General features: G+C 73.3%; 26 protein-coding genes. 15 read left to right on the top strand and 11 right to left on the bottom strand.

All coding sequences use genetic code 11. From position 1 onward, the window contains the following. Nucleotides 1–7 precede the first annotated feature (7 nt). Together IQ279_RS04855 and IQ279_RS04860 are read left to right on the top strand one after the other, a co-directional pair. Nucleotides 8–3346 (top strand): type I restriction endonuclease subunit R, encoded by a 3339-nt coding sequence (locus IQ279_RS04855; protein ID WP_206347018.1) that lies wholly within the window; start codon nt 8–10, stop codon nt 3344–3346. A 7-nt stretch (nt 3347–3353) separates the two neighbouring features. Next, nucleotides 3354–4100, top strand: a complete 747-nt coding sequence (locus IQ279_RS04860; RefSeq protein WP_206347019.1) for a M48 family metallopeptidase — start codon at nt 3354–3356, stop codon at nt 4098–4100. Nucleotides 4101–4114: 14 nt separating this feature from the next. On the opposite strand, the gene IQ279_RS04865 is transcribed toward IQ279_RS04860, so the two are convergent. Beyond that, nucleotides 4115–4375 carry a GntR family transcriptional regulator gene (locus tag IQ279_RS04865; protein WP_206347020.1) on the bottom strand — a complete coding sequence of 87 codons (261 nt, stop codon included), beginning with the start codon at nt 4373–4375 and terminating at the stop codon, nt 4115–4117. Nucleotides 4376–4766: 391 nt separating this feature from the next. Here IQ279_RS04865 and IQ279_RS04870 point away from each other — a divergent pair, with 391 nt between their 5' ends. Together IQ279_RS04870 and IQ279_RS04875 are read left to right on the top strand one after the other, a co-directional pair. Then, nucleotides 4767–4952, top strand: coding sequence for a hypothetical protein (locus IQ279_RS04870; RefSeq protein WP_206347021.1), 186 nt, complete (start codon nt 4767–4769; stop codon nt 4950–4952). After that, nucleotides 4949–5446, top strand: a complete 498-nt coding sequence (locus IQ279_RS04875) for a hypothetical protein (protein WP_206347022.1) — start codon at nt 4949–4951, stop codon at nt 5444–5446. The genes IQ279_RS04870 and IQ279_RS04875 overlap by 4 nt, the downstream gene beginning before the upstream one ends. A gap of 373 nt (nt 5447–5819) precedes the next feature. On the opposite strand, the gene IQ279_RS04880 is transcribed toward IQ279_RS04875, so the two are convergent. The 4 genes from IQ279_RS04880 to IQ279_RS04895 all read right to left on the bottom strand — a co-directional run bounded on the left by IQ279_RS04880 (nt 5820) and on the right by IQ279_RS04895 (nt 8707). Then, nucleotides 5820–6527 carry a cation efflux transmembrane domain-containing protein gene (locus tag IQ279_RS04880; RefSeq protein WP_206347023.1) on the bottom strand — a complete coding sequence of 236 codons (708 nt, stop codon included), beginning with the start codon at nt 6525–6527 and terminating at the stop codon, nt 5820–5822. Further along, nucleotides 6524–6862 carry an ArsR/SmtB family transcription factor gene (locus IQ279_RS04885; RefSeq protein WP_206347024.1) on the bottom strand — a complete coding sequence of 113 codons (339 nt, stop codon included), beginning with the start codon at nt 6860–6862 and terminating at the stop codon, nt 6524–6526. The genes IQ279_RS04880 and IQ279_RS04885 overlap by 4 nt, the downstream gene beginning before the upstream one ends. Before the next feature lie 212 nt (nt 6863–7074). Continuing rightward, nucleotides 7075–7608: an NUDIX domain-containing protein gene (locus IQ279_RS04890; protein WP_206347025.1), complete on the bottom strand. Its 534-nt coding sequence runs from the start codon at nt 7606–7608 to the stop codon at nt 7075–7077. Nucleotide 7609: 1 nt separating this feature from the next. Next, entirely contained in the window at nt 7610–8707 is a 1098-nt protein-coding gene (locus IQ279_RS04895) for a MerR family transcriptional regulator (RefSeq protein ID WP_206347026.1), read from the bottom strand. Between the two features lie 108 nt (nt 8708–8815). Here IQ279_RS04895 and IQ279_RS04900 point away from each other — a divergent pair, with 108 nt between their 5' ends. The 6 genes from IQ279_RS04900 to IQ279_RS04925 all read left to right on the top strand — a co-directional run bounded on the left by IQ279_RS04900 (nt 8816) and on the right by IQ279_RS04925 (nt 13517). Beyond that, complete coding sequence (locus tag IQ279_RS04900) at nt 8816–9451, top strand: sigma-70 family RNA polymerase sigma factor (RefSeq protein ID WP_206347027.1); 636 nt, start codon at nt 8816–8818, stop codon at nt 9449–9451. A gap of 33 nt (nt 9452–9484) precedes the next feature. Continuing rightward, nucleotides 9485–10111: a DUF4383 domain-containing protein gene (locus IQ279_RS04905; protein ID WP_206347028.1), complete on the top strand. Its 627-nt coding sequence runs from the start codon at nt 9485–9487 to the stop codon at nt 10109–10111. A 147-nt stretch (nt 10112–10258) separates the two neighbouring features. Further along, on the top strand, nt 10259–11098 hold the full coding sequence (locus IQ279_RS04910) for a DUF4397 domain-containing protein (RefSeq protein ID WP_206347029.1): 840 nt from the start codon (nt 10259–10261) through the stop codon (nt 11096–11098). Nucleotides 11099–11103: 5 nt separating this feature from the next. Continuing rightward, nucleotides 11104–11772: a class F sortase gene (locus tag IQ279_RS04915; protein ID WP_206347030.1), complete on the top strand. Its 669-nt coding sequence runs from the start codon at nt 11104–11106 to the stop codon at nt 11770–11772. Between the two features lie 86 nt (nt 11773–11858). Further along, nucleotides 11859–12209 (top strand): anti-sigma factor, encoded by a 351-nt coding sequence (locus tag IQ279_RS04920; RefSeq protein WP_206347031.1) that lies wholly within the window; start codon nt 11859–11861, stop codon nt 12207–12209. 279 nt (nt 12210–12488) lie between these two features. Beyond that, nucleotides 12489–13517 carry a COG1361 family protein gene (locus IQ279_RS04925; RefSeq protein ID WP_206347032.1) on the top strand — a complete coding sequence of 343 codons (1029 nt, stop codon included), beginning with the start codon at nt 12489–12491 and terminating at the stop codon, nt 13515–13517. Between the two features lie 182 nt (nt 13518–13699). Here IQ279_RS04925 and IQ279_RS28440 read toward each other — a convergent pair whose 3' ends face one another. From IQ279_RS28440 to IQ279_RS04935, 3 genes are all read right to left on the bottom strand, one after another. After that, nucleotides 13700–14221: an arylamine N-acetyltransferase family protein gene (locus IQ279_RS28440; protein WP_307792203.1), complete on the bottom strand. Its 522-nt coding sequence runs from the start codon at nt 14219–14221 to the stop codon at nt 13700–13702. A 91-nt stretch (nt 14222–14312) separates the two neighbouring features. After that, complete coding sequence (locus IQ279_RS28445) at nt 14313–14636, bottom strand: arylamine N-acetyltransferase family protein (protein ID WP_277402491.1); 324 nt, start codon at nt 14634–14636, stop codon at nt 14313–14315. 171 nt (nt 14637–14807) lie between these two features. Then, a complete protein-coding gene (locus IQ279_RS04935) occupies nt 14808–15287 on the bottom strand; it encodes a GNAT family N-acetyltransferase (RefSeq protein WP_206347033.1) in 480 nt (159 codons plus the stop codon). Between the two features lie 22 nt (nt 15288–15309). Between IQ279_RS04935 and IQ279_RS04940 the strand changes: the two genes are divergently transcribed. Beyond that, nucleotides 15310–16107 carry an exodeoxyribonuclease III gene (locus IQ279_RS04940; protein WP_206347034.1) on the top strand — a complete coding sequence of 266 codons (798 nt, stop codon included), beginning with the start codon at nt 15310–15312 and terminating at the stop codon, nt 16105–16107. On the opposite strand, the gene IQ279_RS04945 is transcribed toward IQ279_RS04940, so the two are convergent. Next, the gene (locus IQ279_RS04945; RefSeq protein ID WP_206347035.1) at nt 16095–17360 is read right to left on the bottom strand and encodes an FUSC family protein; all 1266 of its coding nucleotides are present in this window, start codon (nt 17358–17360) and stop codon (nt 16095–16097) included. The two genes, IQ279_RS04940 and IQ279_RS04945, sit on opposite strands and share 13 nt — an antisense overlap. 78 nt (nt 17361–17438) lie before the next feature. Continuing rightward, the gene (locus IQ279_RS04950) at nt 17439–18359 is read right to left on the bottom strand and encodes a MerR family transcriptional regulator (protein WP_206347036.1); all 921 of its coding nucleotides are present in this window, start codon (nt 18357–18359) and stop codon (nt 17439–17441) included. A 194-nt stretch (nt 18360–18553) separates the two neighbouring features. On the opposite strand from IQ279_RS04950, the gene IQ279_RS04955 reads away from it, so the two are divergent. Genes IQ279_RS04955 through IQ279_RS04965 form a run of 3 tightly spaced genes read left to right on the top strand, consistent with a single transcriptional unit; the run spans nt 18554 to nt 21923 of the window. After that, nucleotides 18554–20074, top strand: a complete 1521-nt coding sequence (locus tag IQ279_RS04955; protein WP_206347037.1) for a flavin-containing monooxygenase — start codon at nt 18554–18556, stop codon at nt 20072–20074. After that, nucleotides 20071–21039: an alpha/beta fold hydrolase gene (locus IQ279_RS04960; protein WP_206347038.1), complete on the top strand. Its 969-nt coding sequence runs from the start codon at nt 20071–20073 to the stop codon at nt 21037–21039. Before IQ279_RS04955 ends, IQ279_RS04960 begins: the two co-directional genes overlap by 4 nt. Then, the gene (locus IQ279_RS04965; protein WP_206347039.1) at nt 21039–21923 is read left to right on the top strand and encodes an SDR family oxidoreductase; all 885 of its coding nucleotides are present in this window, start codon (nt 21039–21041) and stop codon (nt 21921–21923) included. Before IQ279_RS04960 ends, IQ279_RS04965 begins: the two co-directional genes overlap by 1 nt. Before the next feature lie 59 nt (nt 21924–21982). On the opposite strand, the gene IQ279_RS04970 is transcribed toward IQ279_RS04965, so the two are convergent. After that, entirely contained in the window at nt 21983–22864 is an 882-nt protein-coding gene (locus IQ279_RS04970; protein WP_206347040.1) for a helix-turn-helix transcriptional regulator, read from the bottom strand. 97 nt (nt 22865–22961) lie between these two features. On the opposite strand from IQ279_RS04970, the gene IQ279_RS04975 reads away from it, so the two are divergent. Beyond that, nucleotides 22962–23756 (top strand): NAD(P)H-dependent oxidoreductase, encoded by a 795-nt coding sequence (locus IQ279_RS04975; RefSeq protein ID WP_206347041.1) that lies wholly within the window; start codon nt 22962–22964, stop codon nt 23754–23756. Nucleotides 23757–23780 lie beyond the last annotated feature (24 nt).

Consider the following 23780-nt stretch of genomic DNA (forward strand, 5'->3'; position numbering starts at 1 on the left):
CGCTCGTATGTCCGGTCCTGAGTACACCTATGTCGAGCAGCCGCTCATTGCGCAGCTGAAGCACCGCAGTATGGGCTGGCGGCATGTGGTCGGGGCCAAGGGCGCGGAGTTGCAGGCGGAAGGGGAGCCTGTATACGTGCGGCCGGACTTCGACACGGCCGTACTCGACGGAATCCTCCGGCTGAAGCTCCAGCAGCTCAACCGGCGGCCGGACGGTTCCGCGTGGGTGGACGACGCGCGGGCCGCGACGGCGATCGCCGCGCTGACGCGCGCCGGGACCGCCACCGGAGCCGACCTCATCGCCTCCAACGAGGCGGCCACGGACGTCCTACTCAACGGCGTTGAGGTGTCGGGGCTGCCGGACTGGGACGGCGGACGTGGGCAGACGATCCGGTTCGTGGACTGGGAGAACCCCGACAACAACGACTTCCTCGCGGTCTCCCAGTTCCGCATGACCGTCCCCGGCAGCCGGGGAGAGCCACTGATCGCCGATCTGGTGCTGTTCGTGAACGGCATCCCGTTCGTCGTCATCGAGTGCAAGAAGCTCGGTGCACAGGACGGCGACCTCCGCCGTGCCGTACAGCAGTTGCGGCGATACGCGAACCAGACGAAGGGCGCGACGGCCCCGCGCGGCAGCGACCAGCTCTTCCGCACCGTGCAGCTGACCGTGGCGACCACGGGTGACCAGGCCCGGCTCGGCACGTTCACGGCCCGGTTGCAGGACTACGCGGTGTGGCGCGACCCGTACCCGCTCAAGGCCAAGAAGATCGCGTTCACCACCTACCACCCCGACGACGCCTTCGCGAAGGCGCAGAAGATCCTCGCGGCCGGCGTGCTCCACCCGCACCGGCTGCTCGACATCGTGAAGAACTTCGTCGTCTTCAAGGACGTCGAGGTCGCCGAAGGGCGCACCGCCCGGGTGAAGATCGCCCCGCGCTACCAGCAGTACCGGGCCGTCCACAAGGCCGTCGAGCGGCTGCTCAGGGGCGAGACGAAGGCCGTGCACGGCAGCGAGGACAAGCGGGGCGGCATCATCTGGCACACCCAGGGGTCGGGCAAGTCCCTGACGATGGTGTTCCTCGTCCGCAAACTGCGCTCCACACCGGGGCTCGGGCACATCAAGGTCGTCGTCGTCACCGATCGCAAGCAGCTCCAGGAACAGCTCTCGGAGACCGCAGTGCTCACGGGCGAGAAGCCGGACACCGTCACGCGCGCCTCCGACGTGCCCAAGGTCCTCGGACGCGAGGGCGCCGGGCTGGTCTTCGTGATGATCCAGAAGCAGCAGGACATCGAGAAGGCGAGGCAGAAGGAGAAGGCCGGCGACGACCTCGCGCACGACCGCACCCCCGGCTGGGGACTGGTCAACGACGACGACGGCATCCTCATCCTCGTCGACGAGGCGCACCGCTCACACGGCTCGGCGCTGCACCAGAACCTCATGGAGTCGCTGCCGAACGCCGCCCGCATCGGCTTCACCGGCACACCGATCATCATGAACCGCAAGAAGCTCACCACGACCACCTTCGGTGACTTCATCGACAAGTACCGCATCAAGGACGCCGAGAAGGACGAGGCGATCGTCCCCATCTACTACGAGGGCTACATCGTCAAGGGAGCAGTTTTCGAGGGCGAGGCGCTGGACGAGACGCTCAGGGACGAGTTCCCCGAGCTGACGACCGACGAGCAGTACGAAGAACTCCAGCGGCGCTACGCGAAGTCCTCGGCCGTGCTCGGCGCCGAGGACATGATCCGGCGCAAGGCGCGGCACATGCTGCGCCACTACGTCGAGGGCGCCATGAAGGACGGGTTCAAGGCGCAGGTGGTGGCGCACTCCAGGGGGATCGCCGTCCGCTACCGCGAGGCGCTGAGCGATGCCCGCGACGAGCTCGTCCACGGGGTGGAGCGCGCCCCCAAGCAGGTGCTCGACAAGGCCCTCAACACACCCGACGAGGAGCGCGGGCTCAAGCAGCGTCTTCTCGTCGCCGCGCACAGGAACCTGGCCCTGCTCAGGGCCATCGACTTCGTGCCGGTCATCTCCGCCGACCAGGAGGACGACAAATCCTGGCAGTCATGGTCCGACGAGAGCGCGCAGAAGAAGGCGATCAAGTCCTTCCGCAGCCCGTTCCCCTCTCCCTCGGATCTCACTCCCGACTCCCGGCCGGTCGCCTTCCTGATCGTGCGCACCATGCTCCTCACCGGCTTCGACGCCCCCATCGAGCAGGTCATGTACCTGGACCGCCGGATGCGCGAGGCCGAGCTGCTCCAGGCCGTCGCCCGGGTGAACCGCACCGCCGACCGCAAGACGGCCGGCTTCGTCGTGGACTACGCCGGCGTCGGCAAGGCTTTGAAGGAGGCGATGGAGGCCTACGCCGCCGACGAGCGGGAGGGCAAACCCATCGACTTCGCCGTCGAGGAGAACAAGCTCGAAGACCAGTGCGCCGCGCTGCGCCACCACCTGTGGCTCACCAAGGATCTCGTCGATACCGCCGACACAGTGGCCGTGCACCGGCTCGTCGACACCCTGGAGGACGAGGAACGGCGTATAACGTACCGGAAGCTACTGCGGGAGTTCCTCGGCACTTTCAACCTCGTCATGCCGCGCGAGGCGGCCCGCCCCTACCAGCAACCCGTCCGGCTGTTCACCTTCGTCGCCCAGCTCGCCAAGCAGAGGTTCAGTGAGGAGGACGACGGCTTCGACCCCGCAGCGTACGGCGAAAGGGTCGCCGAGCTGATCGACGAGCACGTCAAGAGCCTCGACGTGGCGCGGATGATAGAGCCGACCCGGCTGACCTCGGACGACTTCCGCACCAAGGTGGAGCAGCTGCCGGGCTCCCGGGCCAAGGCGTCGATGATGAAGCACGCCATCCGCAGCCACATCGAGCTGCACTTCGCGGAGAACCCCGCCGCGTACGCCAGGCTGCGGGAACGGCTTGAGGAGATCCTGAAGAAGTACGCCGACGACTGGGCGCAGCAGCTGGAGGCGTTCAGGGGACTGGCCGAGGAGGCCGGCGACATCGCGGCGGGGCAGAGCTCCGACCTGCCCGAGGACGTGAGGGCCCTCACCCGCCTGGAGCAGGCCCTCTACCAGCAGCTGACCGGCGTCATCACCGATGGTGTCGTCAGCGACGAGGCACGGGCGGGACTCGTGGGCCTGGCGAAGGAAGTGCGCAGCGTGGCCGCCCGCTACAACGTGAGGAAGGACCTGTTCTCGAACCCCGCCACGCTGCGTGATCTGCAGAGCGAGATCTGGGACCTGCTCACTGTCCATCCCCTCACCGAGTCCGCGGCGAGCAGCCTCGCTCCCGCGCTGCGGGACATCGTCCAGCACAACCGGAAAGACCTGTAGCACCACCATGCGCAACGCCCCGGCCGCACCGCTGCATATCGGCGGACTGGTCATCGACGTGGTTCCCGTGCCCGGACGGAAAACCGTCCGGGTCACGGTGGAGCGTGACGCGAGGATCGTCGCGGCCGTGCCGCCCGGCGCGGACCGCGACACTCTCGAAGGCATGATCCGCACCCGTCTGTCCTGGCTCTACGGCAAGGTGCGCGACCGGGAGACGGACGCCGGGCAGCGGCCCCACCGCCGGTTCATCGACGGGGAGGGGTTCCACTACCTGGGACGCAGCTACCGCCTCATGACCGTCGACGAGGCTTCCCGGCCAGTGGCGCTGGTGGACGGCCGTCTCAGGTTGTGCCGGGACCGCAGGGGCTCGGCGGCCGAGGAACTGGTGGCCTGGTACGCGGAGCGCGGACGGCAGTGGCTGCCCCGGCGCGTGGGCCCCTGGGCGGAACGCCTCGTGTCTCCGCCGGTGGACCTGGTCGTTCGTCCCCTCGGCTACCGCTGGGGTTCCTGCTCGGACCGGGGCGCGCTCAACATCCACTGGGCGGTGATGCAGCTCCCCGCCGCGCTCGTGGACTACGTCCTGGTCCACGAACTGGCACATCTGCGCGAGCCCAACCACTCACCTGCCTTCTGGCGTCTGGTGGGCAGGGTCCTCCCCGACTACGAGTCCCGCAGGGCGAAACTGGACGAGTGGGGCGCGAGGGTGTGGCTTCCCGGTGAGGCGGGTTCGGTGGACGGTGCCGCTGGGGGGTGACGGCTTCTGGTCCGTTACTCGCCGTCCTTGCCGGCGGGCGGAGTTTGTGTCACGTACGTGCCCTTCGCGGGGAGCGTCACCACGAGTCCGCGCTCGCGGAGTTCGACGAGGGCACGTCGAATCGTGCCCGCGGCTACGCCGTACTGCTCAGCCAGATCCAACTCACCGGGCAGGCGAGCCCCGGCCCGGAGCTGTCCGCTGCTGATCTTCTGCTCGATGGCGTTGGCCACCTGTGCATACACGTATTCCGGACGTCCGGGGTCGATTTCCTCCATGCGATGAAGGTACGCAGTGGGATGCGGCGGGGCGCTTCAGGGAAGTGAGCACAACTGCATGGAGTTGTGTGCAGTGGACTAGAGTGGTTGTATAAGCAAACAGAAACCCCGGCGACGGTGGGCGCCGTCCCGGGGCATGGCCACCAACTTCTAGGGAGTTGATGACGTGCGGAACACTATCGCGCGTTTCCTGGGCTGGGCCCTGAGCCCTGCCCTTCTGTGGGCACTGACGCTGCTGTTTCCGGCCACCGGGAGGCGCCGGAGGGGGCTGGCGCCGAAGCGCCGGGCGGCCTCGGTGCGGGCCCCCCGAACCGACAAGAGCGCGGCCTGCCCGGCCGTGGAGGCGGAGCCCGCACGGCGGACTCCGCGCGGCTGCGGGGATACGTCGGATGTGGCACCCGTGCGGCCGTACTGGACGGCGCACGAGCGGTCGGTGCGCAGGCGGCGCCGGCGGGTGCTGTGGATGGCGACGGTGGGGCTGGACCTCGACACGCGGAACATCCATCTCCAGACGCACGGCGTCCGGGCCCGGCCCGTCCCGGTGCCCGGCTGGACCGTGACCGGAGGCGGCCTGTGAGCGGGGCGGGAACGGGCGCGGAGGAGGCCGGATACGTCTCCGTGCGCTGTGCGATCGGGGCGCACGGGGAGTGCGCCGAGGCCGAGCCGGGGGAGAGCGGCGTACCCGGAGTGCGCCACCTGGCGTGCGGTTGCCCCTGCCATCCGGGGCGAGCGGAGAGGGCGGCACCCGCTCCCGCGCCGCCGCCCGGCGAGGGGGGCTGGTACCGGCTGTGCTGGACCGCCCGCCCCGACAGGGAATTGGACCGGCTGTTCCCCAGCGTGTCCTACGGGGTGCTGATCGGCCGGGATGTGCCGGTGATGCTGCGCGGGATGCGCGGCTGCCTGGCTCCGTCGGTCTTCCACGACCCGGCCCGCGTCCGTGAGCGGGCCGACACCGGGCAGGGCTGGTCGTACGAGGACGGCAACCTCATCGTCCGCGCCCACCGCATCGCCGAACCGGCCGGTCCGCAGCCGCTGTTCGGCGGCGCGGAGTGGAAGGGGGCGGGCCGGTGATGTCCCATCGCATCCGCCGCGGGCGTCTGGAGTCGTGTACGTGGACCGCCCTTCTGGTCACGGTCTCGGCCGTCGCCGTGGTCCTGCTCCTCCGGGCCGCCCACCGGGGCTGAGGCAGAGCAGGCGGTCCGGGCGCGGGTCATGATGTCGGCGGCCTTCCCGGGAGATCCGGGAAGGCCGCCGATGCCGTAGAGATGTCGACCGGTTTCGACCGCAGGTACTCGGGGCGCTCATCCGTGCCAGTGGACCTGGGGCGTCTTTCCGGCCCTCGTGCTCGTCGGGGTCATCCTTGCCGGTGGGCGGATCCCGTCCCCTGCGCGGACCCGGTCCGCTCGGCCTGCCCGCGGCACGGCGCCCCCGCGTCCGGGGTGCGTCAGGCGCAGTTCGAGCCGCAGCCGCAGCCGCAGCCGTCCACGTCGGCCCGGTCAGGGGCCGCCGCGGTGGGGAGGGAGGGAGCACAGCAGTTCTCGCCCCGCCAGGCCTCACGGCCTTCCCTGACCGCGACGGCGACGATGACCAGGGCGGCGACGGGGTCGGCCCAGGACCAGCCGAGGGTCACGTTGAGAAGCAGGCCCACCAGCAGGACGGCCGAGAGGTAGGTGCACAGCAGGGTCTGTTTGGAGTCGGCCACCGCGGAGGCCGAGCCGAGTTCGCGTCCGGCCTTGCGCTGGGCGAAGGAGAGGAAGGGCATGACCGCCAGGGACAGGGCGGCCAGCACCACTCCGGGCACGGAGGGTTCGGCCTCGCCGGTGCCGGCGAGGCCCCGGACCGCGTCGACGGTGACGTAGGCGGCGAGTGCGAAGAAGGAGACCGCTATGACGCGCAGTGTCCTCTTCTCCCTGGCCTCACGCACCTCGTGGTCGCGAGCGGAGAACTGCCAGGCGACCGCCGCGGCGGAGGAGACCTCGACGGCGGAGTCCAGGCCGAAGCCGATCAGCGCGGCGGAGGAGGCCAGCGTTCCGGCCGTGATCGCGACGATCGCCTCGACGACGTTGTAAGCGATGGTCACGGCGACCAGGAGCCGTATGCGGCGGGCGAGGGCATCGCGCCGGGGAGGGGCCTCCAGGGACACGGCGGTCATCGGCAGCGCTCCTCGTCGTCGTTCTCGACGCAGGTGCGGTCGCTCTCCACCGCCACCACCGCGGTGCGCAGGTCGTCCAGCGCGTGGCCGAGGCGCTCGTCGGCCAGCTCGTAGCGGGTGCGGCGCCCGTCCGGCACGGTCACGACCAGCCCGCAGTCGCGCAGGCACGCCAGGTGGTTCGACAGCCGGGTGCGGGAGATCCCGAGGGAGTCGGCGAGGTCGGAGGGGTAGGCCGGGGCTTGGCGCAGAGCGAGCAGGAGCCGGCAGCGGATCGGGTCGGCGAGCGCGCGGCCGAACCGGGCCAGCACCTCGATGTCGGGGGCGATGGTCAACACGCCATGACGATACATGGAATCCTGAATTTAGGAAATTCTGAACCATTGGCCGAAGTGGAGTGCCGCTCGGTCGTACGGCGGCCGGGTGCGGCAGGCGGCGCGGCCGCGGTCGGCCGCCGACGGGCCGAGGACGCCCGGAACCGGGCATGCTCCGCTCGTCTCCGGACCGGTGAGGACGGCCACCGCCCAAAGCCTGTCCGGCGCTCGGCGCCTCAGGTGTCCCAGCGGACGAGGGAGAGCTGCGGGCCGCCGGTGAGGTAGCCGCGCAGGGCGCCGGCGGTGGAGGGGACGAAGTTCCCCGGGAGGGCGTCGACGGGGACCCAGCGGACCTGGGAGTGCTTGCCCGGCTCGCGGTTCCCGGGCTCGCCCGACCACTCGTGGGCGGTGAAGACGACGGTGAGGTAGCCGTTCGGGGACTCGACGCCCCAGGCTCCGTGGACGACATGGGCCAGGCGCAGGTGCTCGGCCTTCACCACCAGGCCGGTCTCCTCGCGCAGTTCGCGCACCGCGGTCTCGGTGACGGGCTCGCCGGGGTCGCTCTTGCCGGTGGGCAGGTCCCACATCCCCCGGGCGAACTTGGCTCGTGGCCCGCGCTGGAGGAGGAGGACGCGGTCGGCGGCCCGGTCGTGGACGATGATGGCCGCCACCAGCAGGGTCATCGACTCGAGCGCGGGCGGGAGAGCGGTACGGGTCTCGTGCTCGGGCTGCGCCACGGTGATCCCTTCGGGAGTTGGGTTCCCGAGCATGTCAGGCCGGGCGGTCCGGCGACCGGGGTTCCGGCGGGGCGGTCAGCAGTTCCAGGGCGTCGCGCAGGCCGCGGGGGCGGGCGATGCCCGGCAGGCGCAGCCCCCGCCAGCCCGGCCCGGCGACCAGTACGGTGGGGCGCACGCGGGCGCCGCGCACGCCCCAGGCGGTGGCGCGCACCCGGCGGACCAGGGCGGGGTCGGCGGTGCGGCGGGTCTGGGACCACAGGACGACGGCGGACGGCCCGGTGCGGCGTACCGCCTCCTCCATCGCATCGGCCGGGACGGAGGCGCCGAACATCCGGATGCCGACGCCGTGCTCGGCCAGCGCGGCCGCCAGGACCTCCAGCGGGAGGGTGTGGGTCTCGTCGGGCGCGCAGGCCAGCAGCACCGGGGTGGAGGGAGCGGGGGAGGCGGCGGACGCGGGGCGCGGCCGGGCCGCCACGCGGCGCAGGGCCGAGGAGACGTGCCAGGACAGCAGGTGCTCCACCTCCACGTAGCGCTCACCGGAGGTGACCCACTTGCGGCCCGCCGCCCGCAGGGTGGGCATGATCACCTCCTCCCAGGCGCCGGCCACGCCGTGGGCGGCGATAGCCCGGTCCAGCAGGTCGTCGAGGGCGGGGGCGTCCAGGCGTACGGCCGCGCGGGCCAGGCCCCGGCATTCCCGGCTCACGCTGCTGCCCACGGGGAGGGTGTTGCCGCCGCCCGCGCGGGCCGGTGCGGAGGACGGTTCGGCGGGTGGTGCGGTCTCTGTGGGGTGTGCGGGGTCCGGGAGGGCCGCCGGTTCCGCCGGTTCCCCGGGCGCGGGCTGCGCGGGCGCGGGGGCCGCCGGGCCGGGCGAGGCGGCGGCGCGTGCCTGGCGGGCGGCCTCCGCCGGGGGCACGCCGGAGGCGGTCAGACGGCACATGGCCTCCAGTACCGCGATGTCCCGCGGCGACCACCGCCGGTGCCTGCCGCCCTCCCGGACGCTCGGCCCCAGCCCGTACCGCCGGTCCCACGAGCGCAGGGTGGTGGGCGCGACGCCCAGCCGCCGGGCGACGGCGCCGGTGCTGAGCCCCGCCTGCCCGGGCGTGCGGTCATCGGCTTCCGGAGCATCCGCCATGCGTCCAGGGTAGTCGACGCAGAAACGATGCAACTTGCTGCCATCCGTCATGCGCTCCACCGTGGAACCACCGAAGCGCACCCCGCGCCCGGTGGGAGGAGCGAAGCCATGACGCTTGCGACGGTCCAGGTGGCGGCCCCGCGTACGGCCCCCCGCCCGGACGCGCTCACGCAGCCGCGCCGGCCGGTCCCCGGTGGTGCGACCGCCTCCGAGGAGGACGTGGCCCGCGCCCTGGCGCACGGCGAGGAATGGGCCCTGGCCGAACTCTTCGAACGCTGGGGCACGCTCGTCCACACCCTGTCCGCCCGCGTCCTGGGCGACCGCCAGGACGCGGAGGACGTCACACAGCAGGTCTTCCTGGCCGCCTGGCGCGGCCGGGGCGCCTACCGGCCCGAGCGCGGCCCGCTGCCGGGCTGGCTCGTCGGCATCACCCGCAAGGTGGCCGCCGACGCGCTGGCCGCCCGCGCCCGGCGCCGCGAGCCGGCCGCGGCGGGCTCCACGTTCCCACCCGCCGCGGCCGGACCACATCCGGACGAGGTCCTGGACCGCCTCCTGATAGCCCGCGCGCTGGCCGAGCTGCCCGCGCCCCAGCGCCGGGTGCTCTTCCTGGCCTTCTACGAGGACCTCACCCACGCTGAGATAGCCCGCCGCACCGGCCTGCCCCTGGGCACGGTCAAGGCGCACGCCCGCAGGGGACTGCTGCGGCTGCGCCGGCGGATGGACGCCGTCCGGTACGCCCCGTGACCCTCCGTGAACTCCCGTGAGGAGACAGCAACCATGAAAATCCGCGACGAACTGCCCATGGACCACCGGCTGGCCGGTGTCTACCGCTACGGAGCCGCCGTCAGCGGTGTCATCCTGCTGGTCTTCGGAATCCTCGGATTCGCCAACCGGCTCGACTTCTTCGACACCACCGGTTCCGAGATAGCGGGACTGTCCAGCAACGGTCTGCTGAGCCTGGTCTCGGTGACCGTCGGAACGCTTCTGATCGCCGGAGCGGTCATCGGCGGCAACTTCGCCTCCACGCTCAACATGACGGTCGGCGCGCTGTTCATCCTCAGCGGCTTCACCAACCTCGCCCTGTTGGAGACCTCCGCCAACATCCTGGCGTTCCGCATGCCCAACGTCATCTTCAGCTTCCTGATGGGCCTGGTCATCCTCACATTCGGTATGTACGGGCGGATAAGTGGCGGACTGCCGCACGACAACCCATACTGGCTCAGGCGCCACCCTGAGCAGGCTGCCGCCGAGGAGGAGCGCAGGCGCCGCCTGGCGGCAGTGGGGATCAGCGCACCGGGCCCCGCCCCCGAGGCCCTCGGAGCAGGGGGAACGCGGGGGACCGGCCCGGACCGGCCCGCTCTGAACCGTGACAACCACCGTGAAAGCGCCCAGGGAAGGGCGTAGCGGCACGCCGACCGACCAACCCCCCACAACAGGCGACGGACCGTCAATCCGTGAAATCCGTCGTGAAGTGCATCCGAAAGGGCCGGCAGTCCGGAAGAGAGGGTGAAGTCCCGCATCCGAGCGGGGCTCCCACGAAGGGAAATCCCGATGATGAACTCGCGCAGCAGGAAGATCGTCTCCGTCACCGCCGGTGCGTGCGCACTGTCCCTGGCCGTGGCCGTCCCCGCCTCCGCGGACAACCACACACAGGGCGAGAAGGCATCGGTCTCGGTCTTCCACGGCGTCCCCGGCCTCACCGTCGACGTCTACGCCAACGGAAACGAGCTGCTCCCCGACTTCGAGCCCGGCACCCTGACCGAGCCTCAGGCGCTGGACCCGGGCACCTACGACATCGAGGTCTTCGCGGACGGCGAGGGCCCCGACGGCGACCCCGCCATCCAGAAGAGCGTCGAGGTCCCGGCCGGCGCGAACGCCACGCTCGCCGCGCACCTGAACGCGGAGGGCGACCCGGTGCTCACCGCCTTCGTCAACGACACCTCCAAGGTCCCGGCCGGGCAGTCCCGGCTGACCGTCCGCCACGTGGCCGCCGCCCCGGCCGTGGACGTCCGCGCCGGCGGAGAACCGGTCATCGAGGGCCTGACCAACCCCAACGAGGAGTCGCTGGAGGTGCCCGCCGGCACGGTCAGTGCCGACGTGGTCCTCGCCGGCACCGACACCGTCGCCATCGGCCCCGCCGACCTGGAACTCGGAGAGGGCGCCAACACCGTCGTCTACGCCTGGGGCAGCGCCGAGGACGAGAACCTCGCGCTGAAGACGCAGACGATCAGCGGCATGGCCTCCGCGCCGGGCGGCGTGGACGCCGGTGAGAGCGGTGCGATGGCCGCGGACAACGAGTCGGCCACCGCCTGGCTGGCCTGGGGCACCGCGGGCGCCGTCGCGGTCGCCGGTCTGCTGGCCGCCCGCCGCCGCTACGCCGGGGACAACTGACGGCCATGCGTGCCCTCATCGGGGGTGGGCGGCCCTCCGCGGCGGCCGTCACGGCCGCCGCGGTGGTCGCCGCCGTCCTGGCCGCGCTGCTGGCCTGGTCGCTGCGGCCGTCCGGCGCCGCGGTGCCACAGGACTTCGGCGACCGGCCGCGGGCCCAGGAGCCCGCGGCCGGGGCGCCGTTCGAGGTCCACGACAGCCGTGCGGAAGAGGGGGGCGGCGCGTCCGCGCCCGAGCCGGTGGCCCTGAGTATCCCCCGGCTAGCCCTGGACGTCCGCGTCCAGGGTGTCGGGGTCGAGGACGACGGCACGGTGGAGATTCCCGAGGACGCCGGGCAGGCCGGCTGGTACCGCTACGGGCCGGCGCCGGGCGCGCGGGCCGGTTCCGCCGTCGTCGTCGGCCACGTCGACGACCGCACCGGTGACCTGGGCGCCTTCGCCAAGCTGTACGGCGTCCGCGAGGGCGACGACATCACCGTCGAGCGCCAAGGCGCCCCGCCGCTGCGGTACGAGGTGACGGCCCGTGAGGTGGTCGGCCAGGACAGCCTCCCCGACGAGGTGTTCCGGCGCGACGGACGGCCGGTGCTGACCCTGGTCACCTGCGCGCCCCCGTACGACCGGGAGAGCGGCGGTTACCAGAAGAACCTGCTGGTGTACGCCGTCCCCGCCGGGGAGTGAGACTCAGGGACGACCGGGTCCGGGCCGCCGGCACGGTACGGTCCGGCGACAGGCCGCCACGGCGGCACGGCGAGGAGGAGGACGGCGTGGACCACTGCGACCCCACCCTGTCGGCCGCGCTCGCCTTCGGAGAGGCCACCGAGCAGGAGACCCTTGCCGCCGAGCGGCATCTGGAGCACTGCGCCGCCTGCCGCGAGGAGCTGGCGGCCCTGCGGGAACTGGCGGACACCGCCCGCCGCGCCGCTCCCACCGACGGCGTGTCCGTACGGCCGTCCCCGCGCGTGTGGGAGGCCGTCGCCGCCGAGATCGCCGCCGAAGCGGCGGACAGGGCGGCGGGCGGGACGGCGGACGGAACGGGACGGGTGGCGGGCCGCGGTGACGCCGGTCGGCCGGCGGGGATCAGCGTGAGGTGGGCCGGCCCCAGCACACCCCGGTAGTGCAGCCAGGCCGACCGGTGCACCTCCACACGCTCCCGGACTCCGGCGGCCAAGGGATGGCCGCCGTGGCTCGCCGGCCACGGCGGAAGCCGGCGCACGGCGACGGGGTGTACCGCGGGTAACCGAAACGAGACCGGGGTGTGACCTCGCCGTGGGCAACCCCGCCGGGGTCCCGGAGGTCGGGAAACCCGGGCGTGAAGAGCGCAGCGTGGGCACCGCGTACGCGCCGTGCACGCTGTGCGCGCCCGGACACTTCCGACCACCGAGGAGACGCGAAGAGTGCGACGCCACTCGAGGCACAGACTGTGGCAGCGGGCCGTCGGCGGCCTGACCGTCGCCGGAATGCTGGCGGCAGGCGCCGTGGGCACGGCCAACGCGGAGGAGCCCGGGGGCGCCGCGCCGATCCCGGTGGCCTTCACCGGACCCGGCTCGTTCGACCTGTCGCTCCAGGCGGGAGAGCCCGCCGAGGGAGAGGCGCAGATCGAGGTGGGGCTCAAGGGGCCCGGCGAGGTCGATCCCGACCACGAGGGCGTCATTCCCCCCCCCATCCACCAGGGGGAGTACACCGTCACCATCGACGCGACCGGCCTGGAGGGCGTCGCGGACGTGAAACTGCCCTGCGACGCCGACGGCCTGGTGGCCGTCTGCACCGAGTACGAGCTCTACGCGGGCGACGTGTACAACCGGAACTGGGACATCGGCCTCGCGCCCGGTGCGGAGAGCGAGGCCGGGGACACCGGCACGATCACCGTCACCGGTGAGGGCGAGGGGCTGGAGTTCACCGAGCACAGCATCGACGTCCTCGTCGGCGGACCCGAGCTCCGCATGCGCACGCTGACCGAGCCCGAGGGCTTCGCCGCCGGCGACACCTTCGAGGCCCCGCTGGGCTTCCGCAACGTCGGCGGTGTGGACGCCGACGGCGTCATCCTGCGGTTCACCGGCTCGCGCGGGCTGTCCTTCCCCGAGGAGTACGGCAACTGCGCGTACGCCGTGGAGAACGAGGACAACCTGATCCGGATGCGTCGCGTCGCCCTGTGCGCCTTCGAGGGCACCTTCGAGAAGGGTGGATCGTGCTCAACGGCACCGGCGACGAGGAGACCCCCGGCGACGGCGACTCCACCGGCGGCACGGGTGGCGCCGGCGGTGCGGGCGGCTCCGAGGGCGAGGGTGACGGCGGCGACGGCAAGGGCGGCGATGACGGCGGCAAGGGCGACGGCGGATCCACCGGTTCCGCCGGGACCTCCGGAGGCACCTCCGGCGGCGAGAGCGCGGACGGCAGCCTGGCCTCCACCGGCACGACCGCGCTGACGGCGGGCGGCCTCGCCCTGCTCCTGCTGACCGCGGGCGGCGCGGCCGTGGTGATCGTGCGCCGCCGCCGCACGGCGGGCGCCGGCGCGGACGGTACGGGCGGCGCGGCGGCCTGACCGGCAGCGCTCCGAAGCACGAGGGGGCGCCCGCCGGACCCGGCGGGCGCCCTCTCGTGCATGCCCTCAGTCGGCCGGTACGCCGGCCGGACCGCCTTCGGCGGGAAGGCGTTCCACGACGCCGGCGAGCGCCTCGGCGTCGGCCGCGTCCAGCTCGACGCCGAAGACGTCCCCCAGGACCTCGGGCACCTCGCGCGGCCTCAGCTCCCGCACCCGGCGCGAGCCGTCCGCGCGGGCGGTGGTCACCCAGCTCGCGCCGTACAGCGCCTGCCGGACGTCCGGGCCGGTGCGCTGGACGACCGGGCGCCGGACGAACGGTGAGCGGGGATGGGTGGAGACGTAGTGGCTGCCCACCTCCCAGTCGATCGCGTACCGCGGGTCCAGGGTGAAGGTGTGCAGGTCCGACCACTCCTCCCCGGCCCCGCGCCGCTCGTGCAGCACCCACTCCCGGGCCTCCGCGGTCGCGCCCGGGGGCGTGACGGTGCGCTCCAGCCGGAACTCCCATCCGCTGCCGGAGGTCCGCGCCCCGTCGGCCAGCTCGACCGGCTCCAGCGGGCTGCCGCCGAAGCCGACGTCGCAGATCCACACCCCCCGGTCCTCGCCGTCTCGGCCGTCTCCACGCGCAGGAGGGCGTGCGTGGCGGGGCGTACGCGGCCCGAGCCCATGCCCACCCGCGAGGTCAGGCCGCTACGCCGAAGCCCAGCCGCTCCAGGGCGGCGGCGAAGAGCCGGGCGTGCTCGAAGCAGTAGCCGCCGCGCGCCCGGCGCACGATCCTGTCCTGGAGGGCGGGCAGACCGAGCGGGACCGGCCGTCCCAGGACGATCTCCAGGTTCTCGAAGGGGACGCCCAGCACGTGCGCGCGGTGCAGGGCGCGCAGGCTCGCCTCGGTCGGGGAACGGTCCCCGGTGTGGCCGATCCGGGCCAGATAGGCGTCCAGGTCCAGCTCCGCGCCGTCCCAGCGCCGGTCCGAGCCGTCCTCGCCGGTGTTCTCCGCGTCCGTCATGGACGTACGTCCTTCACGTCGTGTGCTTCCGCGCGGGCCGGCGGGCACCGGCCTGCGCGGACGAACGTAGAACCTCAAGCAGGCTTGAGGTCAAGGAGCTGCCGGACCGGTGCTGGGGTCCGTCGCGGGGTTCCGGTGCGGAGTTCCGGTGCGGGGGCCCTGGGCAGAGGCTCAGCGCAGCGGCTTGGCGTAGCAGCGGCTGTCGGGCTCGTGACGGTAGACCCCGAACTTCTCGGTGGGCGTGTAGCCGCTCGACTCGTACAGCGCCATCGCCTCCGGTTGCTTGGTGCCGGTCTCCAGCACCATCCGCAGCCGGCCCGCCTCCCGCGCGTCCTCCTCCAGCAGGGCCAGGATGCGGCGGGACAGTCCCTGACGCCGCGCCTCGCGGATCACGAACATCCGCTTGAGCTCGGCGTCGCCGTCGCGGTAGTTCTCCCCGTTCTCGTCCATCGCCCGCCAGCCGCCGGTGGCCACGGGCCGGTCCCGCTCGTCGTACGCGATCAGGAACAGACCGCCGGGCGGCGAGAACATCCCGGGGTCCAGAGGTGTGACATCGCCCTCGCCGCCGTAGCGCTCGGCGTACTCCAGCTGCACCAGATCGGTGAGCTTCGCGGCGTCGGGGTGGTCGTAGGCGACGGGCGTGATGCGCATGTCCGCATCGTAAGGTGCCAGGGTGCTGACGATTTCGACGGTCAATGTGAACGGGCTGCGCGCCGCGGCGAAGAAGGGCTACACCCAGTGGCTGGCCGCCACCGACGCGGAGGTGGTGTGCCTGCAGGAGGTGCGTGCCGAGCCGGAGCAACTCCCCGGCGAGGTACGCGATCCGGAGGGCTGGCACGCGGTGTACGCCCCGGCCGCCGCCAAGGGGCGCGCGGGTGTGGCGGTGCTCACCCGGCGTGCGCCCGAGGATGTGCGGGTGGGATTCGGGGTGAGCGAGTTCACGGACTCCGGCCGCTACCTGGAGGTGGACCTGCCGGGCCTGACCGTCGCCAGCCTCTACCTGCCCTCGGGCGAGGTCGGCACCGAGCGGCAGGAGGAGAAGGAGCGCTTCATGGCGGCCTTCCTGCCCTACCTGGCCGGGCTGCGCGAGCGCGCCGCCGCGGCCGGCCGCGAGGTCCTGGTCTGCGGCGACTGGAACATCGCCCACCAGGAGGCCGACATCAGGAACTGGAAGGCCAACCGGAAGAGCTCCGGATTCCTGCCCGAGGAGCGCGCCTGGCTCGGCCGGGTCTTCGACGAGGCCGGCTACACCGACGTCGTCCGCCGCCTCCACCCGGACCAGGACGGCCCGTACTCGTGGTGGTCCTACCGGGGTCGGGCCTTCGACAATGACGCAGGGTGGAGGATCGACCTTCACGTCGCCACCGAGCCGCTGGCGCGGCGGGCGGTGAAGGCGTACGTGGAGCGCGCGGCCGACCACGCGGGCCGATGGAGCGACCACGCGCCGGTGACGGCCGTCTACGCGCCCTGACGGCCGGAGGCGCCGCTCCCGTCGCCGTCGTCGCCGTCCCCGCTGCCTGCCCCGCCCTCGCCGCGGCCGCCCGGCAGGAGGCTCGTGGCCAGCCGGCGGGACTCCGCCAGCAGGGGGCCCAGCACCGACAGTCCCTCCGGGACGGCGGCCGCGTGCCGGGGGAGCTCGGCGCGGAGCCGGTCCTGTTCGACGCGGATCTCCCCGACGACCTCGCGCAGTTCGCGGCGGGCCGTCTCGGGGGCGTCGCCGGTGACCGTGCGCCCGTAGGCGTCCAGGGCGGCGGCCACCCGGTGCAGGAAGCCGGCGTACGGGCGGGTGACCTCGTGGCCGGGACGGGGCACGTCCTCGCCCTCGTCGGCCGCCTCCAGCAGGGTCCGGGTCAGGACGGTGAGGCGTTCGGCGACGTCCTCCAGGGTGGCCAGGGTCTCCTCGTACGCCGCCGTCAGCCGCGCGGCCTCGGCGCGGCGGCTCTCGGGGTTGAAGCGTGTGCTCTCGCGGCTCCAGCCGACCGCGGACTCCACGCCGCGGATCAGCCGGGGCAGCCGGCAGGCCCGGTCGTACCAGGCGCGGACGCGGTCGTGCTCCCAGGGCTCGTCCAGGCCGTCCGCGACCTCGGTCACGATCTCCCGCGCCTCGCGGACGGCGGAGTCCACCGCCTCGCGCGCGCTGCGCAGATGGACGGGCGGCAGGAGCAGCGCGTTGACGCCGACGCCGACGGCGGTGCCCAGCAGGGCGGCCAGAACGCGGGAGACGGCCGAGTCGAGCGTGGCCTCGCCGGGGACGAGGGTGAACAGGGCGGCGGTGGATGCGTAGATGCCCTGGGCGCCGAAGCGCGGCCAGTTGCCCAGCAGGGTGGTGACGGGCAGGACGAGGATCATCACCAGCACCGGATGACCGAACGGGATGACCAGGGCCGCGGCGAGCACCGTGCCGAGGGTGATCGCCATCGTCTGCTGGAGCCCCTGCCACACCGAGCGGTAGACGGTGGCCTGGACCAGGACCACCGCCACCCAGGGCGCCATCAGGGCGAAGGCGTCGGGCAGCAGCCAGGCGGCGGCCAGCCAGGCCAGGACGGCGGCGAGCGCGGCCTTGAGGGACTGGACGACGGCGTCGCGCTCCCGGCCCGGCCCCTGCCCGGCTCGGCGCAGGGAGCGGGCGCCCCAGACGGCTTCGGCCCGCACCGCGCGTGCGGCGCGGGTCATGGGCGAGGGGCGGTCGGAACGCGTCGTGGCCCCGGACTGTGTGTGCACCATCGAGGTACGGGTTGCCGCGGGGGCGGCGGTCATACATGGACTTCACGGGCATGGCGCGGTGGAGTGGCCGCGCGCCGGTCAGCCGCCGGGCCGGTCCCGCGGCCGGCCGTCCGGACCCGGACCCGGACCCGGACCCGGACCCGGGTCCGGCTCCGGCTCCGGATTCCCGCCGGGCCCGTCCGGCCGCGACCAGCTCTCCAGCTCCGCGCGGACACGGCGGTCCATGGCCAGCGCCAGTTCGACGTTGACCACCTGCTCGGCCAGCGGGCGCAGCCGGTCCATCACGTCCGACAGGCGCCGCAGGTCGTCGGGGGAGAGCTCACGGACGCCGGTGAACAGATGGGCGCGGACGAGGCCGGTGAACAGGTCGGCGACGGCGTCGGCGTGCTCGCGCACCACGCGCCCGGCCTCCAGCACGGACCCCAGCGGGATGCCCTCGCCCACCAGGGAGGTGGAGGCGTCGAGCAGGCGGCGGCTGACGTGGACGACCTCGTCGCCGTCGACGGCGACGTAGCCCAGGTCCAGTGCGGTGGCGAGGTTGTCGGAGGTGACCTCGTCGGGGAAGTGGGCGGCCAGGTCCTCGGGGGTGAGGCGGACGGGGGTCTCCTGCGACCAGGGGGAGACCAGCGTGCTCTCCAGGCCGAGCAGTTCGGCCGCGCCGCCCGCGTCCCGGCCCTTCTCGAAGGCGTCGATCAGGTCGGCGATCCCACCGAGGGTGTGGCCGCGGGCCAGCAGCGCGGAGATCGTCCGCAGCCGGTTGAGGTGGTGCTCGTTGTACCAGGCGATGCGGCCCTCGCGGCGCGGCGGCGGGAGGAGTCTGCGCTCGCGGTAGAACCGCAGGGTGCGCACGGTGATGCCGGCGGCCCTGGCGAGTTCGGCCGTGCGGTACTCGGCGGGCGGGTCCGTGCCGTCGTCCCCCGGCCCGGTCCGCGTGTGCGCCGCGCCGTCCGCCCGTCCGCCGTCCGCCCGTCCGCCGTCCGCCGATGTTCTGTGCGCCACACCGAGAGCCTATGCGGCGCCGGCGGCCGGACGCCCGGGCCAGGGGTGCAACCGGCGGTAACTTTCCCTCGCCGCACCCCTACCCATGGGTACGTTCCTCCTCTACTCTCCAACCATGCCAGCGATCACTGGCATGTTTCATGGGCGAGGCCACACAGGACAGCAGGCAGGACACACCGGAGTCGGGAGGCGGCATGGCCGGACACGAACACGTACGGGTGGCGGTGATCGGGTCGGGATTCGGCGGCCTGGGCGCCGCCGTACGACTGCGCCGCGCGGGCATCACGGACTTCGCCGTACTGGAGCGCCGCGACTCCGTGGGCGGCACCTGGCGCGACAACAGCTACCCCGGGTGCGCCTGCGACGTGCCCTCCCACCTCTACTCCTTCTCGTTCGCGCCCAACCCCGACTGGCCGCGGAACTTCTCCGGGCAGGAGCACATCCGCGCCTATCTGGAGAAGGTCGCCGACACCTTCGGGCTGCGCCCCCACATCCGCTTCAACTCCGAGGTGCTGAGCGCCCGCTGGGACACCGAGGCGCTGCACTGGCAGATCGAGACCGCCCGCGGCACCCTGACCGCCGACATGCTCGTCTCGGCCACCGGCCCGCTCTCCGATCCCAAGATCCCCGACATCCCCGGCCTGGACGGCTTCACCGGCAAGGTCTTCCACTCCGCCCAGTGGGACCACGACTACGACCTGCGCGGCAAGCGTGTCGCCATGATCGGCACCGGCGCCTCCGCCATCCAGATCGTCCCCTCGATCCAGCCGCTGGTGGACGGACTCACCCTCTTCCAGCGCACCCCGCCGTGGGTCATGCCGCGCATGGACCGGGAGATCACCCGAGCCGAGCGCTGGCTGCACGCCAAGGTGCCCCCCACGCGCGCGCTGCGCCGCCGGATGCTCTGGCTGATCAGGGAGTTCCAGGTCGGCGCCTTCACCAAGCACCCCGCACAGCTCGGTCTGGTGGAGAAGCTCGCCAGACACCACATGACCAAGGCCGTCAAGGACCCGGTACTGCGGGCCAAGCTGACCCCCGACTACCGCATCGGCTGCAAGCGCATCCTGCTGTCCAACACCTACTACCCGGCCCTCGTCCAGCCCAACGTGGACGTGGTCGCCTCCGGTCTGAAGGAGGTGCGCGGCAACACCCTGGTGGCCGCGGACGGCACCGAGACCGAGGTGGACGCGGTGGTCTTCGGCACCGGATTCCACGTCACCGACATGCCGGTCGCCCGGCGGATCACCGGCGCGGGGGGCATCACGCTGGCCGAGTCCTGGAAGGACGGCGCGGAGGCGCTGCGCGGCTCCACTGCCACGGGCTTCCCCAACTTCATGACCGTCATCGGGCCCAACACCGGCCTCGGCAACAGCTCGATGATCCTCATGATCGAGGCGCAGCTGAACTACATGGTGGACTACCTCGGGCAGCTGGAGGCGCTCACCGCCGGATCGGCCGGCCGGGCCGCGCTGGACGCCCGCCCCGAGGCGGTGCGCTCGTGGACCGACCACGTCCAGCGGCGGATGGCGCGCACCGTGTGGAACACCGGCGGCTGCGACAGCTGGTACCTGGACGCCAACGGCCGCAACACCACCGTGTGGCCGGGCACGACCGGCGAGTTCAGGAAGGTGACCAGGCACGTGGACCTGGCCGAGTACGAGGTGCTGCGGGCCCCGGCCCGCGCCGGACAGCGGAAGGCGGAGGCGACCCGATGAGCCGTGGACCCAGAGCGACGGACGGGCCGTACGCCCCGCCCGCCCCCAGCCGCGAGCTGACCGTGACATCCGCCGACGGCTCCCGGCTGCACGTCGAGGAGCACGGCCGCGAGGACGGGCCGACGGTCGTCCTGGTGCACGGCTGGACCTGCTCGACGGCCTTCTGGGGCCCCGTGGTCCGGCGGCTGGCCGACGGCCACCGGGTGTTCGTCTACGACCAGCGAGGCCACGGCCGCTCCCCGGCCGTCGGCCCCGGCGGCTACAGCACCGAAGCCCTCGCCGACGACCTGTGCGCCGTCCTGGACGCGGCCGGATCCCGGGCGGTCGTCGCCGGGCACTCCATGGGCGGCATGACGGTCATGGCCGCCGCCGGGCGCCCGCAGATACGCGAGCGCGTCGCCGCCGCGCTGCTGTGCAACACCGGCAGCTCCCGGCTGCTGGACGAGTCCACCGTCGCGCCGCTGCGAGCGGGGAAGCTGCGCCACCGGATCCAGAAGGCCGTCCTCGGATCCAGCCTGCCGCTGGGCCCGGTCACGCCGCTGGGCATGCGCGTCCTGCGGTACGCCACGATGGGGCCCGGCGCGACGAAGGAGCAGATGCGGGCGTGCGCCCGCATCGTCCACGCCTGCCCGCGCACCGTACGCGCCTCCTGGGCCCGGAAGGTCCTGGCCGTGCTGGACCTGGACGCCAACCTCGCCGCCCTGGACCTGCCCGTCGGCATCATCACCGGCCAGAAGGACCGGCTCACCCCGCCGGTGCTCTCCCGCCGTATCGCCGAGGCGCTGCCGAACTGCACAGGCCTGACCGAGCTGTCCGGCCTGGGGCACATGACGCCCCTGGAGGACCCCGGAGCCGTCGCCGGCGCGGTGGCCGCGCTGGTGCGCGACCACCTGGCGGACACGGCGCACGACTCAGGGCGGAACACACCGCCGGCCGAGGTGCCGGCCGGGAAGGAGAGCGCGTAATGGCACGCAGGGACCTCCAGGGCCAGGTGGCGGTGGTGACGGGCGCGGCCCGGGGCGTGGGCGAACTCCTCGCCCGCAGGCTGGCCGCGCGCGGCGCACGGCTCGCGCTGGTCGGGCTGGAGCCGGACGAGCTGAGGAAGGTCGGCGAGACGCTGCCCACGGACTCCGCGCACTGGCACGCCGACGTCACCGACCACGAGGCCATGTCCCGGGTGGCCCGCGAGGTGCGCGAGCGCTTCGGCGCGGTCGACGTCGTCGTCGCCAACGCGGGCGTCGCCACCGGCGGCCCCTTCACCGACTCCGACGAGACCGCCTGGCGCCGGGTCATCGAGGTCAACCTGCTGGGCAGCGCCACCACCGCCCGCGCCTTCCTGCCCGCCCTGATCGAGTCGCGCGGCTACCTGCTCCAGATCGCCTCGCTCGCCGCGCTCACCCCGGCCCCGATGATGACGGCGTACTGCACCTCCAAGTCGGGTGTGGAGGCCTTCGCCCACAGCCTGCGCGCGGAGGTCGGCCACCAGGGCGTGCGCGTCGGCGTCGGCTACCTGAGCTGGACCGACACCGACATGGTGCGCGGCGCCGACCAGGACGAGGTGCTGCGCGAGCTGCGCGGCCGGCTGCCCTGGCCGACCAGCAGGACCTACCCGCCGGGCCCGGCGGTGGACCGGATCGTCGCGGGCATCGAGCGGCGCTCGTTCCACGTCTACGGGCAGTGGTGGCTGCGCGGCATGCAGTCGGTCCGCGGCTACCTGCCGGGGATCATCGGCCGGGTCGGCCAGCGCGAGATGAGGCACTTCGCGCCCCGCCTGGCCGCCTCCGGCGGCCCCCGCGGCCTGGTCGGCGCGGGCGGCGCGGCGGACGAGAAGGAACGCACGGAGGGCTGAACGGGCACTCCCCGTCCGGGGCCCGGCGCGGTGGCGCGGTCACCGCGCCGGGCCCCGCCTCACGTACCCGCCGGGCCCCCGGCGTCACGGCCGTCCTCGTGCGCGCCGAACACGTGCAGCACCAGACCGGTCTCGCCGGGGGCGGCCGGCACGTGCAGGGTCTCGTAGTCCAGGGTGAGCAGCCCGGCAGTCGGATGCCGCAGCCGTTTGCGCCCCGCCGTGCACATCACGACCTCCCCGGTGGCCCAGATCCGCCGGAACTCGCAGCTGCGTGCGGACAGTTCGGCGAGGAGCGCGGCGAGCTCCCGGTCCTCGGGCCAGCGTCCCGTGGCGACCCGCAACTGGCCCACGGCCTCCACCGCCCTGTCCTCCCAGTCGGGGAAGACGGCCCGGGAGGAGGCGGGCTCCAGGAAGAGGTAACGGGCCTGGTTCCGCTCGCTGCGGCCGGGGCCGCCCAGACCGCCGATCAGTTCGGCGCCCGGCTCGTTCCACGCCACCACGTCGGTGCGGTGGTTCGTCACGAAGGCCGGCAGATGGGCCATTGAGTCCAGGATCCGCCGCAGCAGGGGGCTGACCCGGGCACGGGGCGCGGGCCCGTGCCGGCCCGCGGCCAGGGTGTCGAGGTGCCTGCGCTCCGCCGCGTCGAGGCCGAGCGCCCCGGCGAGCGCGCCGAGCACCTCGGGTGAGGGCTGGGTGGCCCGGCCCTGTTCGAGGCGTACGTAGTAGTCCACGCTGATCCCGGCGAGCTGGGCCAGCTCCTCGCGGCGCAGCCCGCGCACCCGCCGCCGGCGGCCGCCGGGGAGGCCGACCTGCTCCGGTGCGACGCGTTCCCGGCGGGCGCGGAGGAAGGCGCCGAGCGCCCGCCGGGTGTCGCCGATCCCGCCGGTGCCTCCGGCCCTGTCGGCCCTGCCTGCCCCGTCGATGAGGTTTCCGCCGTCCATGCGCCCAGTATGGGTGGCCCTCGCGGTACCAGGACCGCCGTTCCACCGGTCGAAGCGGGTACTGGCTGCCCGGACGCGCCCGGGGGAGTGTGGCGGCATGACCGAAGCCGTACCGCAGCAGCGCAAGAAGATCCTCATCGTCAGCGCCCATCCCGAGCCCCGTTCCCTCACCGCCTCCCTGACCGCCTTCGCGGCCGGACACCTGCGTGCGGCGGGGCACGAGGTGCGGATCTCCGACCTCCACGCGATGAAGTGGAGGGCGGCGGTGGACGCCGACGACTTCCCCGGCCACCCCGCCGACCGGCGGCTGGACCTGCTGGCCGCCGCGGAGGACGCCGCCCGGACGGGGCGGCTGTCCCCCGACATCGCCGCCGAGCAGGAGGAGGTGCGCCGGTCGGACGCCGTGGTCCTGCAGTTCCCGCTGTGGTGGTTCTCGGTGCCCGCGATCCTGAAGGGCTGGATGGACCGGGTGTTCGCCCGCGGGTTCGCCCACGGCCCCGGGCTCCCCCCGCCCTACAGCGAGGGCGCCCTGGCGGGACGGCGGGCGCTGATGTCGGTGACGGCCGGCGCCCCGGAGTCGTCCTTCTCCGACCGCGGCGTCCACGGGCGGCTGACGGATCTCCTCCACCCGTTCCAGCACGGCCTGTTCTGGTTCACCGGCATGGCGCCGCTCGAACCGTTCGCGGTGTACGACGCGAACGTCCTGTCCCGGGAGCGGTTCGAGGCGGCGAAGCGGGAGTACGGGCGGCGGCTCGACCGGCTCTTCACGGACGAGCCGGTCCCGTACCGGTCGCTGACCGGCGGCGACTACGACCACGGCATGCGGCTGCTGCCGGGCGTGGAGGCGCCGGGGACGAGCGGCCTGGACCTGCACGTCCGCCCGCGCGGCTGAGCCGCCCGGCCGAGCCGCCCGGCG

This window comes from Streptomyces verrucosisporus, from assembly GCF_017114865.1.
Taxonomy (GTDB): domain Bacteria; phylum Actinomycetota; class Actinomycetes; order Streptomycetales; family Streptomycetaceae; genus Streptomyces; species Streptomyces fenghuangensis.